At 68.7% G+C, this 15,478-nt stretch carries 17 protein-coding genes; 8 read left to right on the plus strand and 9 right to left on the minus strand.

Going from position 1 to position 15,478, the window contains the following annotated elements; translation table 11 throughout:
* Window positions 1-128 precede the first annotated feature (128 nt).
* Both NP511_RS00880 and NP511_RS00885 read left to right on the plus strand, forming a co-directional pair.
* Window positions 129-767, plus strand: a complete 639-nt coding sequence (locus NP511_RS00880; RefSeq protein ID WP_049966767.1) for an FAD-binding oxidoreductase — start codon at window positions 129-131, stop codon at window positions 765-767.
* Between the two features lie 198 nt (window positions 768-965).
* Window positions 966-1,901 (plus strand): hypothetical protein, encoded by a 936-nt coding sequence (locus tag NP511_RS00885; protein WP_049966768.1) that lies wholly within the window; start codon window positions 966-968, stop codon window positions 1,899-1,901.
* 73 nt (window positions 1,902-1,974) lie between these two features.
* On the opposite strand, the gene mce is transcribed toward NP511_RS00885, so the two are convergent.
* The 3 genes from mce to NP511_RS00900 form a co-directional block, all read right to left on the minus strand.
* A complete protein-coding gene (mce, locus tag NP511_RS00890; RefSeq protein ID WP_006650819.1) occupies window positions 1,975-2,358 on the minus strand; it encodes a methylmalonyl-CoA epimerase in 384 nt (127 codons plus the stop codon).
* A 159-nt stretch (window positions 2,359-2,517) separates the two neighbouring features.
* Window positions 2,518-4,200, minus strand: a complete 1,683-nt coding sequence (locus tag NP511_RS00895; RefSeq protein ID WP_136396921.1) for an acyl-CoA mutase large subunit family protein — start codon at window positions 4,198-4,200, stop codon at window positions 2,518-2,520.
* A gap of 168 nt (window positions 4,201-4,368) precedes the next feature.
* The gene (locus NP511_RS00900) at window positions 4,369-4,722 is read right to left on the minus strand and encodes a DUF7967 family protein (protein ID WP_006650821.1); all 354 of its coding nucleotides are present in this window, start codon (window positions 4,720-4,722) and stop codon (window positions 4,369-4,371) included.
* Between the two features lie 56 nt (window positions 4,723-4,778).
* Between NP511_RS00900 and NP511_RS00905 the strand changes: the two genes are divergently transcribed.
* Window positions 4,779-5,042, plus strand: coding sequence for a DUF8142 family protein (locus NP511_RS00905; RefSeq protein ID WP_049966770.1), 264 nt, complete (start codon window positions 4,779-4,781; stop codon window positions 5,040-5,042).
* Between the two features lie 20 nt (window positions 5,043-5,062).
* On the opposite strand, the gene NP511_RS00910 is transcribed toward NP511_RS00905, so the two are convergent.
* Window positions 5,063-5,647, minus strand: a complete 585-nt coding sequence (locus tag NP511_RS00910; protein ID WP_049966771.1) for a GNAT family N-acetyltransferase — start codon at window positions 5,645-5,647, stop codon at window positions 5,063-5,065.
* Between the two features lie 236 nt (window positions 5,648-5,883).
* Between NP511_RS00910 and NP511_RS00915 the strand changes: the two genes are divergently transcribed.
* Complete coding sequence (locus NP511_RS00915) at window positions 5,884-6,174, plus strand: hypothetical protein (protein ID WP_049966772.1); 291 nt, start codon at window positions 5,884-5,886, stop codon at window positions 6,172-6,174.
* An 88-nt stretch (window positions 6,175-6,262) separates the two neighbouring features.
* Window positions 6,263-6,982, plus strand: coding sequence for a DICT sensory domain-containing protein (locus NP511_RS00920; protein ID WP_049966773.1), 720 nt, complete (start codon window positions 6,263-6,265; stop codon window positions 6,980-6,982).
* 3 nt (window positions 6,983-6,985) lie between these two features.
* Here the strand turns inward: NP511_RS00920 and NP511_RS00925 are convergent, their stop codons facing one another.
* The 4 genes from NP511_RS00925 to NP511_RS00940 form a co-directional block, all read right to left on the minus strand.
* Window positions 6,986-7,948 carry a M48 family metallopeptidase gene (locus tag NP511_RS00925; protein ID WP_049966774.1) on the minus strand — a complete coding sequence of 321 codons (963 nt, stop codon included), beginning with the start codon at window positions 7,946-7,948 and terminating at the stop codon, window positions 6,986-6,988.
* A gap of 80 nt (window positions 7,949-8,028) precedes the next feature.
* Entirely contained in the window at window positions 8,029-8,469 is a 441-nt protein-coding gene (locus NP511_RS00930) for a hypothetical protein (RefSeq protein ID WP_006650828.1), read from the minus strand.
* Window positions 8,470-8,573: 104 nt separating this feature from the next.
* Window positions 8,574-9,500, minus strand: coding sequence for a DUF7983 family protein (locus NP511_RS00935; RefSeq protein WP_049966775.1), 927 nt, complete (start codon window positions 9,498-9,500; stop codon window positions 8,574-8,576).
* 78 nt (window positions 9,501-9,578) lie between these two features.
* On the minus strand, window positions 9,579-10,232 hold the full coding sequence (locus NP511_RS00940) for an HAD family hydrolase (protein WP_049966776.1): 654 nt from the start codon (window positions 10,230-10,232) through the stop codon (window positions 9,579-9,581).
* 110 nt (window positions 10,233-10,342) lie between these two features.
* Between NP511_RS00940 and NP511_RS00945 the strand changes: the two genes are divergently transcribed.
* Window positions 10,343-12,013 (plus strand): aldehyde ferredoxin oxidoreductase family protein, encoded by a 1,671-nt coding sequence (locus tag NP511_RS00945; protein ID WP_049966777.1) that lies wholly within the window; start codon window positions 10,343-10,345, stop codon window positions 12,011-12,013.
* A 33-nt stretch (window positions 12,014-12,046) separates the two neighbouring features.
* Here NP511_RS00945 and NP511_RS00950 read toward each other — a convergent pair whose 3' ends face one another.
* Window positions 12,047-12,595 (minus strand): ubiquitin-like small modifier protein 1, encoded by a 549-nt coding sequence (locus tag NP511_RS00950; RefSeq protein ID WP_233274371.1) that lies wholly within the window; start codon window positions 12,593-12,595, stop codon window positions 12,047-12,049.
* On the opposite strand from NP511_RS00950, the gene NP511_RS00955 reads away from it, so the two are divergent.
* Together NP511_RS00955 and NP511_RS00960 are read left to right on the plus strand one after the other, a co-directional pair.
* A complete protein-coding gene (locus NP511_RS00955) occupies window positions 12,528-13,736 on the plus strand; it encodes an MFS transporter (RefSeq protein WP_049966778.1) in 1,209 nt (402 codons plus the stop codon). The two genes, NP511_RS00950 and NP511_RS00955, sit on opposite strands and share 68 nt — an antisense overlap.
* Window positions 13,737-13,793: 57 nt before the next feature.
* Window positions 13,794-15,344, plus strand: a complete 1,551-nt coding sequence (locus tag NP511_RS00960; protein ID WP_049966779.1) for an FAD-dependent oxidoreductase — start codon at window positions 13,794-13,796, stop codon at window positions 15,342-15,344.
* Window positions 15,345-15,478 lie beyond the last annotated feature (134 nt).

The raw sequence follows: 15,478 nt of genomic DNA on the forward strand, positions 1-15,478 counted from the left end.
GAGAAAGAAACACGGAAGCGAGTGAATGTGTGTGGTAATCACACGGTATCGTCTCCCATCGAAACGGCCGCTCGCGAGGGTCGCGGCGAACGGAACGCCTTTTCAATCCGCCGACGAACGGGTTCGACATGGATGGGACGCCAGTCACGGTCGCATCGGTCGGCGAGGTCGGTCCCGACACCGTCGCGCTCGAACTCGAGACGCCCGCGGGGTTCGACGCCCTCCCCGGGCAGTTCGTCCTCTTGCGGGCCGCCCCCGAGGACGAGGAGATCGCTCGCCACTACACGCTCTCCTCGCCGACGGTCGGCGAGACGTTCGAACTCACCGTCGGGATCGACCCCGAGGGCGACCTCTCGCCGTGGCTCGCGGGCCTCGAGGGCGGCGAGACCGTCCACGTCGAAGGCCCGTTCGGCCGGATCACCTACGACGACGACGGTGACGTCGTCGCCGCCGCCGGGGGTCCGGGAGTCGGTGCGGGAGTCGCGGTCGCCGAGGCCGCTCACGAGGCCGGTCACGACGCCACCGTGATCTATCAGGCCGACGAACCCGCCCACACCGACCGGCTCGAGGCGCTGTCGGACGCGGGTGCGACCGTGGTCTTTATCGATGACGGCGCGGCCGAGGAACTGGCCGATGCGATCGCAACACACTACGAGGCCGGTCAGGTCTACGCATTCGGCTTCGACGACTTCGTCACCGCTATCGCGGACGCGATCGAGGCCGCGGGCGGCGATCCCGACGACGCGCTGATCGAGAACTTCGGGTAATCGGCCGGCTCACCGGCCACCGACTCGAGGTGGCGACGCCGTCACTCCCGCGACGCCGTTGCTAGCGTGACGCCGATCCCCTCGAGTGGGGTCAGTCCGGCCACAACAGTTGCCTCTCTTCGGAACTGAAAGTCCGTCGATAGAACAGGTACGAAGCCGTGACAAAGGTGTTTATGCCCGATCGGTGTGGGAGCGCGTATGCGACGTCGTGATCTCCTCGCGCTCACGACCGGAGCGGCGTGTGGCCTGGCCGGCTGTGCCGACTCGCGGTTCGAGCGGCTCCAGTCGGAGCGGCCCGACGTCGACGGCTCGAGCGACGATACCGATCGTCGAGGCAGCGAGTCCGCCGGGCCCGACGCGATCGTGGTCGGGGACCCCGACGAGGTACCGTTCCTCGAGGCCCATCCGCCACACGAGTTCACCCTCCGCAACGACGGCGAGACCGAACGGACGGTCGCCGTGGTCGTTTCGGCCGACGACGCTGACGGCAGTGACTCGATCGACGGCGACGGGGAGGACGAACGGGACGAGCCGCTGCTCGACCGCAATCTCGATCTCGGGGCCGGCGAGGAACGGACGCTCGTGTTCGTCGAGCCACGATCGTATACGATCACGGTCACGTCGAGCCGCGACGGCGGCACGGGCGAGTCGACGGTCACCGACGGGATCAGTCGCCGGCCGTTCGATTGCGTTCGCTCTCGGACGACCGTCACGCTCTCCGAATCCGGCACGGAGACGGAGTCGACGTCGTCGTCGATCCCCTGCCCGGTGCCCGACGTAGCGGACGCATCGCTCGCGGTCGATAGCCGGGAGTGTGCGGGCCGGACCGACGGCGACGACGCGACCGTCGAGTTCGAAAACGAGCGTGTGCTGGTCGAGGGGTCGATCCGCATCCCGACGCCGTGTCACACCCTCGAGCTATCCGACGTAACCTACGACGACGGTCGCGACCTGCTCGTGGTCACCGTCGCCGTCGGCGAACAGGAGGCCGAGACCTGCGTCGACTGCCTCGGGACCGCCGACTACGAGGCCGGAATCGATCTCGAGGGTCGGTATCCCGGCCGGGTCGCGGTCGTCCACGCGACCGGCGACGAACGGCGGGTGATCACCACGAACGAGTTCGCCGCCGGGTAGCCCGGCGGTCGGGCAGACGGGCTGTTCGTCCGGTGCAACCGCGCGCGACGGTCGCGCCGGAGACGAGTCCGTCTCAGTGTTCGACGAGTTCGATCAGGATCCCGCCGGTGTCCTTGGGGTGGAGAAACGCCACCGAATGGCCCCACGCGCCCGGACGGGGTTCCTCGTCGATCAGCGTCACGTCGTGGTCCCGGACCGTCTCGAGAGCCCCCTCAATGTCGTCTGTCGCGAGCGCGAGGTGGTGGATTCCCGCCCCGTTGTCCTCGAGATAGCGCGCGATCGTCCCCTCCTCGATCGGCTCGAGCAGTTCGACATAGCCATCGCCACAGTCGAGGAAGACGACGCGCATGCCGTCGAACACCTCCTCGTGGGCGACCTCGAGACCGAAGAGATCGCCGTACAGCGTTGCGAGTCCCTGTGCGTCGTCGGTTGCGATGCCGGCGTGATCGAAGTGCATCGGCCTGTACTCCGGTCGATGGCCGTGTTACTGTTGTGATTTTTCGTGGCGTTTCGAGCCCGCATGGACCGGGAGACTGGCTCCAGTCGGACATCGACCACGGAAAACGGGATATCGGGACGAAGGTTCGTTCGGTCGCAGTCGACGATTCGAGCGCCGTCAGACCGCGCCGGGCTGGTACTCGCCGAACTCGTCGCGCATGACGTTACAGATCTCGCCGACCGTCGCGTAGGCCTTGACGGCGTCGATGATGTAGGGCATTACGTTCCGGTCGCTTTGGGCCGCGTCCCGCAGCGCCTCGAGCGCCGCGTCGACGGCCTCGTCGTCCCGGCGTTCGCGGGTCTGCTCGAGGCTGTCGATCTGGCGCTGTTGGTCCTCCTCGGTGATCTCCTGGACGTCCATCTCGGGCTCCCCGTCCTCGCTCTCGAACTCGTTGACGCCGACGATGACGCGCTCTTTCTCCTCGATCTCCTTCTGGCGATCGAAGGCGGTGTCCTGAATCTGGCGCTGGACCCACTGCTGCTCGACGGCCTCGAGCATGCCGCCGCGCTCGTCGACCTCGTCTAAGATCTCGTATGCCTCTTCCTCGACCTCGTCGGTCAGCGACTCGACGTAGTAACTCCCCGCCAAGGGGTCGATGGTGTCGGCCGCGCCCGACTCGTGGGCGAGGATCTGCTGGGTCCGCAACGCGGTTCGGACGGACTCCTCGGTCGGCAGCGCAAGCGCCTCGTCTTTCCCGTTCGTGTGCAGGCTCTGCGTGCCGCCGAGGACGGCCGCCAGCGCCTGATAGGCGACGCGGACGACGTTGTTCTCGATCTGCTGGGCGGTCAGCATCGAGCCGGCCGTCTGGGTGTGGAACTTGAGCTGTTTGGACTTGGGGTCGTCGGGGTCGAACCGCTCGTCGATGATGTCGTGCCACATCCGACGGGCCGCGCGGAACTTCGCGACCTCCTCGAAGATGTTGTTGTGGCCGTTGAAGAAGAAGGAAAGCTGCGGCGCGAACTCGTCGACGTCGAGGCCGGCCTCGATCGCCGTCTCGACGTACTCGATGCCGTTACCGAGCGTAAAGGCCAGTTCCTGCGCGGCCGTCGAACCCGCCTCGCGGATGTGATACCCCGAGATCGAGATGGTGTTGAACTTCGGCGTCTCCTCGGCACAGAACTCGAAGATGTCCGTGATGATCCGCATCGAGGGCTCGGGCGGATAGATGTAGGTGTTGCGTGCGATGTATTCTTTGAGGAGGTCGTTCTGGATCGTCCCCCGCAGCTCCGAGCGATCGACCCCCTGCTGGTCGCCGACCGCGATGTACATCGCCAACAGCACCGACGCGGGCGCGTTGATCGTCATCGAGGTCGAGACCTCGTCCAGCGGGATGCCGTCGAAGACGGTCTCCATGTCCTCGAGCGAGTCGATCGCGACGCCGGCCTTGCCGACCTCGCCGGCGGCCATGTCGGCGTCGGAGTCATAGCCCATCTGGGTCGGCAGGTCGAAGGCCATCGACAGCCCCGTCTGACCCTCGTCGAGCAGGTAGTGATAGCGCTCGTTGGTGTCTTCCGGTGTCGAGAACCCGGCGTACTGGCGCATCGTCCAGAGCCGGCCGCGGTAGCCGGTCGAGTAGACGCCGCGCGTGTACGGCGGCTCGCCCGGATTGCCGAGATCGTCCTCGTAGTCGAGATCGCCCACGTCGTCGGGCGTGTAGAGCCGATCGACCTCTTGCCCCCCCGTGTCGGTCGTAAACGTTTCCTTGCGCTCGCCGAAGCGCTCGATGACGGGTTCGACTTCCGCCTCGTGCCACTCCTCCTTGCTGGCACGGATCTCCTCGAGTTCGTCGGGATCGAACATTATGATTACCGAGGACCGGCCGGGGCTTGAAGGTTGATGAACACGGCGAGATCTGCGGCCGGCGACGCGGTCGCGTCGCCGACGGCTCAGAGGGTTTCCTGTCCCGACGTCCCGGTGGGACCGCGACCATCCCGCGGTCCCACCGGGACTGACGGACAGGAGACCGTATCACACGCTATCCTCGGGGTCGTGTCGGGCGGCCATCCGCGCAGCCTCCTCGGCGTAGCGCTCCTGGGTCGCCACGTCGTCGACGGTACCAAGCGAGTTCGGCGGCACGACCAGACTCGCCTTCGTCTCGCGAGCGGGGCCGCCGAAGCTCGTCAGGGCACGCTCACGCCGGTGATACCGCCGGCCGTCTTCGGTCGCGTACACGAGGATGACGATGTTGAGTTCGTCGTCGCCGTAGGTTCGCTCGACGAGCCAGACGCGGACGCCGTCGTCGTCATCGGCCGGGTCACCGTGATCCGCCGTCTCTCCCGCGTCGGTCCGGTCGCCCGTCTCGTCGGATCGGTTCGTCTCCATGAGAGTCACTCGTGTCGCCACGGCCACTTATCTTTCGCGGCGTCGACGGCACGCGTATGTCCGGCGACGCGTCGCTCGAGGAGTCCGCTGAGGCGTCGACGCCGGCCCGCGGCGGTGACGACCGTCGCCGCGCGGCCCGCTACGTCGCGCCGTTTCTGGCGATCGGGGCCGGGCACCTCCTGCTCTTGCTGGTGTGGGGGCTGGACCCGCTGTGGGCCTTCGCCGTTGCGCCGCCGATCGTCTTTCTCTGTGGAATTTGCTGGGTCGCGTTCCGCCACGGGTTTCACGAGCGCGCCGGCCGACCGGGATCGAGTCGCTGACGGAAGCGTCGCCATCCGACTCATCGACCCGTGTCGTACTTGTACGTCGCCGACTCGGGATCGATGCCGAAGTCCTCGGGCGACTCGTCGTCGTCGGCCTCGGCCCGGCCCTCGGGGGCATGTTTGAACGCCTCGCGAAGCCGATCGGGGACCCGGAACTCGGCACCGTCGATCGCCAGCGGCTTCGCGTCCGGATCCGCCCCCTCGCGCTTGGCCTCGAGTCGCTCCCGGAGGACCGGCGGCAGCGCCGACTCGTCGACCCGCTGGAAGCCGAACTGGGCGAGGTAGGCACCCTCGCCGGTCAGGGCGTAGACGGTGTCGAACCCCTCGTCGCCGGCGTACTCCGCGAGCCGTTCGACGACGTGGGCGCCGACCCCCTGTCCGCGCCAGCCCTCGAGGACGCCGATGCTGGTCAGTTCGCAGACATCGTCGCCGTCGTCGGGCTTGTGGACGCGGATGCGGCCGAAGCCGGCCTTCTCGCCGGACGCCTCGTCGATCGCCACGACGTAGTCGCGCGAGCGGAACGCCGTTTCGTCGAGCCCCATCGACTCGATGTGGTCGAGCAGCCAGACCTCTTCCCTGTTTTTCGCGTCCCGCACGTACATGTCTCGGCGTAGGCGACGTGCGGCCAAAAGCGTTTGTGGGTTGGCAGGATTGCCCCGGGGGTGAACGGGCCGAACGGACGACAGCCCAGACGAATGTTTATTCAGTCAACTATACAGACATAATTCGAGTGTTTGGATGATTTTGGCCCCAAGAGGACCCATTCAAACCAGACTTCCGGGAATATAGTTGCGATAGCCGAAACTTTATCCTTTGTCATGACAACTATTGGCATGAGATGGCCGAATGCGATACCTGCGGTGACGACGTACGGCGACGGTTCCGACACCGACGGCGGACCGAGGCGATGACACACCGCCGAACCGAGCGCGTCTGTGCGAGCTGTCACCCCGATCTCCCGGACGCGGTCGCGCCCGACGACCCGGGCGGGGGCACAGCGGACGAGCGTGGCGGGCGGGCGATCGCGGACGGCGGGACGCACCGTGCCTGTCCGGTCTGTTCGGGGGCCACGATCACCGACGGAACGTCGGACACCTGCCTCGAGTGCGGGTGGACCACCAACCGGTAGCCGACCGACGAGTCCACAGGATTACGGGGGCGGTACCCCTAACAACGTAGCCCGGTCGACGAATAGCCGAGCTGACTACTCATGCGTAGTGAACGTCTCCACGGTTTCCCTCTCCGACTGTATCGAGCGCATCGAGACCGACCGCAAGACCGTCCGGTTCTGCAACGTGTCCGACCGAAGCAACGACGACGCGCTCGAGGCGTTCTTCGAACCCCACGACGTCGACCTCGAGTTCGTCGATGCGCCGGATCGCCCGGCGGACGTAGTCGACCTGCTCGCGGACGGTCGCCGGATCGAATCGAGTCCGCTCGCGGCGGTCCGTCGGTACGCCCGGGCCTGGGAGGAGTCGATGGCGGTCGGGTTGCGGGCCGACCCGCCGGCCGTGGTCACGGGACTCCGGGACAACTACTTCGAGTCCTACGACAAGCAGCGGATGATCATGGCCTCCCGGACCGTCGAGTTCCGGGCCTGGAACGGGGGCGAGGGCGAACTCCACGCGGGGTTCCAGCAACTGTCGAAGATCGACCACCAGCCGGAGGTGTACCGCGATCTGGCGACGTCGGACGTCGACGTTCACGTCTACGGCGAGCCCGACCGTCGACCGCGACCGGACGTCGACCTGACGACCCACGCCAGCACCGACGCGGAGGCCCGCCGCCACTGGTGGGTCGCCTATGACGGTGCCGGCGACGACGAGGAGAAACTCGTCTTGCTCGCCCAGGAGCGCGGCCCGAATCGGTTCTACGGCTTCTGGACGGAACGACCCCCTATCGTCGACGACGTGATCGCCCGCATGGACCACCTGTGAGCGTTACCCCGCCGTCGCGCTGACGGTCTCGTCGGGGTCTCGAGCGCGCTCGAGCAGCCGTTCGATCCGGTCGTCCGTCGAGGGATGGGTCGACAGCAGCCGGCTCAGTGCGCCCTCGTCGTCGGGAGTAACGTACAGCGGTGCGAGCAGCCCGCGCGGGGGCTCCGCGGCCCGCTGGATTCGGCGGAGTGCGCGAGCCAGCGAGACCGGCTTGCCGGTCACCGCGGCGGCCCGATCGTCGGCGGCGTACTCCTGGCGACGCGAGTGGGCCCGGACCAGCAGCGTCACGGCCAGGAACGCGAACACCGCGCCCGACTCGAGTACCACCAGCAGCCGACCGAACGCCGTTCGCTGCCACGATCCCGGCCGCCCACGGAGCCACGCGACCGCCCGAGCGATCCCCGCGATCGGCAACAGGACCGGGGCCAACACGAGAAAGCCGAGCCCGGCGAGCGTCCGGAAACCGCTGTAGGCCAGCGTCTGGACGAACGCGTCGTAGCGCTCGAGGTGGGCGAGTTCGTGGGCCACCAGCGCCTCGAGTTCGTCGGGCGAGAGCAGTCGGAACAGCGACCGATCGAGGACGATCGTCCCGTTGCCCGCCGTGCCCAGCGCGAATGCGTTGGGCATCGGCAATCGTGCAAGCAGGACCGTCGGCGAGTCGACGTCCATCCGCGACTCGAGGCGATCGAGTCGCCGGAAGAGGCCAGGCGCGTGGGACCGGGGGAGTTCGACCGCCTCGAGGCTCGAGAGCAGTTGCGACGTGCCAAAGCGGTAGCTCAGTACGCCGCCGACGACGGCGACAGTGACGATCAACGCGAGCGTGCCGAGTGGACCCGGCGCGGTCACCCGAAGGACCGACAGCACCCAGTAGCTGACCGCGGCCAGCGCGAGGTACCACACCAGGACGGCGAGGCCGACAAGTGCCATCAGGAGCCGGGTCCCGTTTCCCGCTCGAGCGACGGACATCGTTGTCGGTCGCGTGTAGGGACGGCCGATTGAAACGGGTATCGGACGGCCCAACCCGATCGATCGTCGCTCGCCGACGGTCAGTGGTTCTGCTGAAACTCGAAGTACTGTCCCGCTCCGTCGGGGACGGGCCGAACCTCGATGAAGAGTCGGTCGTCCCGTTCGGGGTCGTCGGCGAGCGCCGGATAGAACTGATACGTCGCCCTCACCGGTGATCGGTCCAGCGCGACGGTCACGACGTACCCGTCGCTCTCGAGGACGTCGTCGACCGACAGTTCGGACGAGACGTCGTCCCCGGTCGGCGGCGGGAGTTCGTACTGTTCTCGGAGCGCGACCGCCTCCTGATACGTCTCCGCGTCCCGTCTCGTCGCCTCGACGGTCACCTCGTGTCGCGTCGAATCGAAGTTGAGAAGCGTCAGTGAGAGTGGCGACGGCTCCGAGAAGAACCCGGTACAGCCCGATAGCGCTCCCGCACTGAGGGCGCCGCCGAACGCGAGGACCGTTCGCCTCGAGAGTTGCATGCACCGAACGAGTTTCTGATATAAAATAACGGTTCCGGACGGACCGCGGTCGTCCGGAACTCCCGATCGCCCCGGCGAGCGCCGGGACGCCGTCACCGCCGGAACTACCCCGCCGACAGCGCCTCCTCGAGCCGATCCTCGATCGCGTCGAGTTCCGCGCGCAGTTCCTCGCCCTCGGCGTCAGCGAGGTCGTCGATCCGGTCGGCCAGCCCCTGCAGGCGGGTGTACTTCTCGTCCTCGTCGACGCCGACCTTCTGGACGTAGACGTCCTCCTCGACGTCGTAGACGGCGTCCTCCTCGAGGTCGGTCACGGCGAGTACGACGTCGAGTTTGTCCCGGTCGATGCCGGTGACCCACTCGTGGGGAATGCCGTGGTCGTCGAGCGCCTCGAAGATCGTCGCCTCGTCTTTCGGGCGCTGGCGCTCCCGCGTCGTCCGGCGGACGGTGCCGTAGCGGCCGTGCAGCCGCTGGTCCGGCCCGAGCCGCTCGAGCAGCGGCTCCCGCGCCGATCGCCGCAGGCGGTCGGCCCCGTGCTGGGCGTCGGAGGCCAGCACGTAGAGGTCGGTCAGCGCCTCGGTGTCGAGGGCGGCCGGATCGTCGGCGTCGATCCGCTCGAGGACGGCGGCGAGCAGGAGCGCGTCGTCGTGGACGCGCTCGGGCGGGTCCCGCGCGGCCGCCGCCGAGACGAGAAACGGGCTCTCCCCGCCGGCGGCGTCGGGATCGTACCGGATCGCGTCGCCGTCGGCCGTGTACGCCGCGGCCAGCGTCAGGACGCTGGCGTAGGGCTCGACGCCCGGCTGGAGCCCCTCGATCGGGACCGCCCCCTCGTCGAGTCGCTCGAGGAAGACGACGAACTGCTCGCGCCAGAGCGGCCGCGTCTCGCCGCTGTCGCCGAACCGAACGACGAGCCGGTCGTCGTCGGTGCGCTCGATCCCGAAGGGCCGCTCGGAGACCGGCGTCAGCAGCTCCGCACCCGGCTCGAGGGCCTCGCACTGTCGCCGGAGGCTCGTCCAGGTGTCGTCGGGTTCCATACGCTGGCTACGCGGACGGGGCTGAAAAAGCGCGGCCACGAATCTGCCACCGGCGTCACGACGGACGATCGCCGGGACTCAGTCGACGATCGAGGGCACGGCCGCGAGCGACGAGAGGTGATAGGTCGGATCGACGGCTACGTCCGTCGAGTCCGTGCCGGACCGCGAGAGCAGCGCCGAATCGATCCCGGCGTTGTCGGCCGCCCGCACGTCGACGGCCCTATCGCCGACGTACAGCGCCGACTCGGCCTCGAGATCGGCGAGCGCGGCCTCGATGTTCGTCGGATCGGGCTTGCGCCGGGCCAGGCCGGCCGGCGTCAGCGGACAGCCCCGAACCGTCTCGAACGGCGATCGGAACCCGAACCGGTCGAGCAGCGTCGAGACGACGGTCGGATGGTTGTCGCTGACGATCCCGAGCGGAACCTCGAGCGAACGGACCGCGGCGACGTCGTCGTAGGCCGAGCGCAGGCCTTGTTCGACGGACTCACACTGGGTCCGGACCAGTTCGCGGGCCGCTCGCTCACAGAACGTGTCGGCCTCGATGCCGAGGTCCCGACACCGCGTTGCGACCGCATCGAAGTCGCCGGCCATCAACTCGCGGACCGTCTCCGCCGCCGGGCCCGACCGCCCAAGCCGCTCGTAGACCCGCTCGAGGGCGTCGGCCAGTCGCTGGCTCGAGGGCGTCTCGACCACGACGCCGTCGAAGTCAAACAGGACCGTATCGTACTGCATTCGTCTCGACGGTGTCCGCTCGAGGGTCCTAAACCTGTCCGATCGGAACCGGGCACGCCGTCGTGTCACGACGACCCAAAGCTAAGGGGGTTCCCCTGCTATGGGGTATCATGCTCCACGCAGAAGGCCCGCTGCTCACCGTCGACGTGGACGAGCGGACCGCACGCAGGACGGATATCGACGAGTTGCTCGCGGACGCGATCGGCGGGCGGGCGGCCGCGACGGCGCTTGCCCACGAACGGATTCCCTTCGACGCCGACCCGTTCGGCCCGGAAAACCGGGTCTACGTCTCGACCGGTCCGCTCCAGCAGTCGCGGATGTCCTTTACCGGGCGGATGAACATGACCGGGCTCTCGCCGCTGACCGACGGCCTCGTCTCGGCCAACGCCGGCGGCTATCTCTCGCGGAACTTCGTCGGAACCGGGATCAGTACCCTCGAGATCGTCGGCCAGAGCGACGAGTTGCTCGCGGTCCACGTCACTGATTCTGGCGTCGAGTTCGAGCCGGTGCCCGACCTCGAGGGGGCCACGGTACCCGAAACGTCCGAGTACATGACCGAGCAGCATGATCTGGGTCCGGAACACTGCATCGCGATCGGGCCGGCAGGGGAGAATCTGGTGCGATTCGCCTCGGTAATGACCTTCGACTCGCGGGCCTTCGGCCGGGGCGGCCTCGGCGCGATACTGGGCGCGAAAAACGTCAAGTGCGTCACCTTCGAGGGCGACGCCGAGCCACCGGTCGAGATTCCGGACCCGCCGGAGTCGGAGATCCACCGCGAGGCCGCGACGGCAGACGACCGGATGCGCAGTCAGGGCACCGCGGGCGGCACCGAGTTCATCAACGACAACTTCTCGCTGCCGACGCGGTACTTTCGGGAGTACGAGTTCGAGGGGGCCGCCGACATCGGCGGCGACGCCGTCGAGGAAAAGAAGTACAAGAAAGGGGCCTGCTCGGCCTGTGCCTACGCCTGCAAGCTCCCGACCCGCGACGAGGAGACCGGCCTCGAGACCGAAGGGCCGGAGTTCGAGACGATCTACGCCTTCGGCTCGATGCAGGGGGTCGACGACGTCGTCGACGTCATGCAGTCGAACGAACTCTGTGACACGCTGGGGATGGACACCATCTCCGCGGGCGTCACGGTCGCGGCCTACCTCGAGAGCGAGGACGCGTTCGGCGATTCGGACCTCGCCCACGAGGTCACCGAAAAGATCGCCCGCCGCGAGGGGATCGGCGACCTGCTCGCGGAGGGCGTCGACCGCGCCCACGACGAGCTGGGGGTCGAGAACTACACCGTGAAGGGCATGGAGTTCGCCGCCCACGACGGCCGCGTCCTCCACGGGCAGGGGCTGTCCTACGCCGTCGCGAACCGCGGCGCCGACCACCTCTACGCCAGCATGCTCGCGCTGGAGTACAGCGGCGAACTCGACCCGCAGGGGACGCTCGGCAAGGCCGAGCGCCTGGTCGAACGGGAGGACCTCGCCGCGTTCCTCGACACCGGTATCGTCTGCGTCTTCGGGCGCGACTACGCCACCCCCGACCGACTCGAGGCGCTGTTCGACGCCGAGTACGAGGACTTGCTCGAGGTCGGTGCCCGGGCGGTGGAACTGGAACGTCACTTCAACAACCGGCGGGGGTTCGACCGGACGGACGACGACCTCCCCTACGAGATCCCCGACCTCGACGAAGCGATCGGCGAGTACTACGCGGCGCGGGGCTGGAACGACGACGGGACGGTCCCGACCCACGCGATCGAGTCGCCGCCCGCGCCGTCGGCCGACTGACCCGGTTCGCCGCGCGATCCCGCCGACGCACCGTCAGCCGCCGTACACCGACGGCACCAGCCGGATCACGGCTCCGTCCTCGAGCGGCGTCTCGAGCCCCTCGAGGTGGACGACGTTGCGTTCGTCCTTCGTGACGACCGTGTCCCCGGCCAGCCCCGCCCCGTCGTCGGCGACGAGTTCCCCCTCGAGGCCCGGAAACGCGGCCTCGAGGTCGGTCAGGAGGTCGCCGACGGTCTCGGCCTCGGTCTCGTAGCGAACGGTCTTCTCACCGACCGCGTCGCGGAAGGGGCCGAAGAAGGCGCACTCGAGTTGCACGACCCTCCGTTCGACGGGGCGGACCTTGAAATCGACGGGTCGAGCGGCGAGCGATGTCACGAACACGCGGTCGTGACACCGAGGGATCGTTCGGGACGGCTCGTGGCCGAAGCCGATCACCGTCGAGTCGACGCCGTCCCGCCGGCAGCGCCGGCCGCGATCACAATCCTGTTGGGCGTTCCCTTCGGAGAGCCGACCAGTGGCAACGTCGACACAGCGCCGACGGACGCTCTGGGTCGTGGTGGCCGCGGCGACGCTGACGGTCATGGCCGGGGCGATCCTCGGCCCGATCGTCCCCCAGATACGGGACGAACTCGGGGTGTCGGGGTCCGCGGCCGGCCTGATCATCACCACTCACGGCGGCGTGATCGTCCTCGCGAGCCCGCTCGTGGGATCGCTCGTCGACCGGATCGGGCCGCGTCGTCCCCTCGTTGGCGGCCTGTTCGTCTACGGCCTCGGCGGCGGCGCGGGACTGTTCGTCGACGCGTTCCTCCCGCTGCTGGCTTCCCGCGTCGTCCTCGGACTCGGGACCGCCGCGGTGTATACGTCGGTGACCGTCCTCATCTACGATCTCTACGAGGGGCAGGCGATGGAACGGGCGCTGGGCTATCGCAGCAGCGCGAACAGCGCCGGCGCGGCGGTCTGGCCCCTCGTCGGCGGCGTGGCCGGGAGCCTCGCGTGGAACGCCCCGTTCGGCATTTATCTCGTCGCGGTGCCGCTCGGCTTGCTGGCCGCGGCGACGGTCCCCGAGATGACGGCCTCGAGCGACGGGACCGATACCGCGGCGAACGGGAGCGGCCGGGCCGACGGGGCGGAACGCGGGGGCGGCGGCGTCCTCGCGGTCTTTCGTGACCGGCCAGCGCTTCCGCTAGTCTACCTGCTGTACTTCGGGGCGAACGCCCTGCTGTACGTGATCGTCGTCTACTACCCCCAGTTGCTCTCCGGCATCGGCGTGACCTCGTCGCTGCGGATCAGCCTCTATCTGGCTGCCAACGGCGCTGCGGGCGGCGTCTCGGCGATCGCCTACGACCGGCTGCTTGGCTACGCCGATCGATCGACGCTCGTCCTCGCGGCCTTCGGCCTCTGGGCCGGCGGGCTCGCGACCGCGACGGTCGTCGGGACCGCAGCGGGCGCGGCCCTGCCGGTGGTCCTGTTCGGACTCGGGATCGGACTGGTCTTCCCGTCGACGTTCGCCTGGGTCGAGGCCCTCGCCCCGCCGGACCGACAGGGGCAGTTCAGTTCCTACATCGCCTCCTTCGGCTACACCGGGCAGTTCCTCTCGCCGGTCCTGTTCGGGGCGCTCGTTCCCCTCGCGGGCGTCGAGGGCGTCTTCGCCGCCGCCGCAGCGATCGCCGGTATCGCCGCCGTCGGACTGGGGACGAGCCGGCTCCGCGGCGCGGCGTCCTGAGCCCGCGTCCACCCCCCAGCCCTTTTGTCTGGGTGTGGATAGCCCGACCCGCATCCGATGTCGGACCCGACCCCGGCCGAGTCCCCGCGCCCCGAGTCGCTGTGGCTCGCCACGACCCCCACGACCGACTACGGCCCCCTCGAGGACGGTCTCACCGTCGACGCGGCCGTCATCGGCGGCGGAATCACCGGCCTTTCCGCCGCGATCGAACTGCAAGACGCCGGCCGCTCGGTCGCCGTCCTCGAGGCCGACCGGATCGTCGAGGGGACGACCGGGCACACGACGGCGAAGCTCACCTCCCAGCACGGACTGGTCTACGACCGGCTCGTTTCGCAGTTCGGCGCGGAGACGGCGCGCCAGTACGCCGCGGCGAACGAGGCGGCGATCGAGACGGTCGAACGCCGCGTCGAAGAGTTGGGCGTCGACTGTGACTTCCGCCGGACGCCGGCCTACACCTACGCCGCGTCACCCGACGATGTCGGCGAGATCCGCGACGAGGTCGAGGCCGCCCAGCGGGTCGATCTGCCGGCGTCGTACGTCGATGACACCCCGCTGCCGTTCGACGTGCCCGGCGCGGTCCGCTTCGACGAACAGGCCCAGTTCCACCCACGGAAGTACCTGCTCGCGATCGCCGAGCGGGTCCGCGACGACGGCGGCCACGTCTTCGAGGAGACCCGCGCGCTCGAGGTCGATCCCGGGTCGCCGTGTCGTATCGAGACCGATCACGGGACGGTCGTCGCCGACGACGTGGTCGTCGCGACCCACTTCCCGATCCTCGACCGGGCCGGCTACTTCGCGCGGATGCACCCCCACCGCGCGTACCTGCTGGCCGTCCGGATCGACGGGACGCCGCCCGAGGGGATGTACTACAACACGGCCACGCCGGCGGCGACGATGCGGCCGTACTCGGCCGCGGACGGCGAGGAGGACGATCTCCTCCTCGTGGGCGGCCAGAGCCACAAACCGAGCGTCGACGGCGTGCCGACCTCCGAGCGCTACCGCCGCTGCGAGACTTTCGCCCGCGAACACTTCGAGGTGGAGTCGGTCGAGTACCGCTGGTCGACGATGGACTATTCCCCCGTCGACTCCGTCCCCTATATCGGTCGGATCGATCCGCTGTCGGACCGGGTCTACGTCGGCACCGGGTTCAACGGCTGGGGAATGACGACCGGCACCGCCGCGGGAACGATCCTCGCCGACTTGATCGTCGAGGGCTCGAGCCCGTGGGCCGACGTCTTCGATCCCCAGCGGTTCACCCCGAAGGCGTCGGCCAAGCGCTTCCTCGAAGAGAACGCGACCGTCGGCGGGAGCTTCGTCGGCGACCGAATCGAGTCCCTGCTGGCCGCGCTCGGGGCCGACGGCGCTGATGACCTGCAACGGGGCGACGCCCGCGTCGTCCGACGTGCGGGCCAGCCCGTCGGGCTCCACCGCGACGACGAGGGCACGACCCACGCCGTCTCGGCGACCTGTCCGCACATGGGCTGTCTCGTCCGGTGGAACGACGCCGAGCGCACCTGGGACTGCCCCTGCCACGGCTCGCGGTTCTCCCGCGAAGGCGAGGTCCTCTCGGGACCCGCCCTCGAGGGACTGCTGTACCGGCGGCTGTGACGGTCGCGGGCCCTGCCAGTTTCCACTGACGGCCAGCGAGTCGCGTCGACTGCCGGGCGGGTACAACACGGACGACGGCACGCCTGCTCGATGCGGTCACCATATCGCAAACGCCCGCCGGAGACGCCCCCGGC

The sequence above is a fragment of the Natrinema thermotolerans genome, assembly GCF_031165565.1.
GTDB lineage: Archaea > Halobacteriota > Halobacteria > Halobacteriales > Natrialbaceae > Natrinema > Natrinema thermotolerans.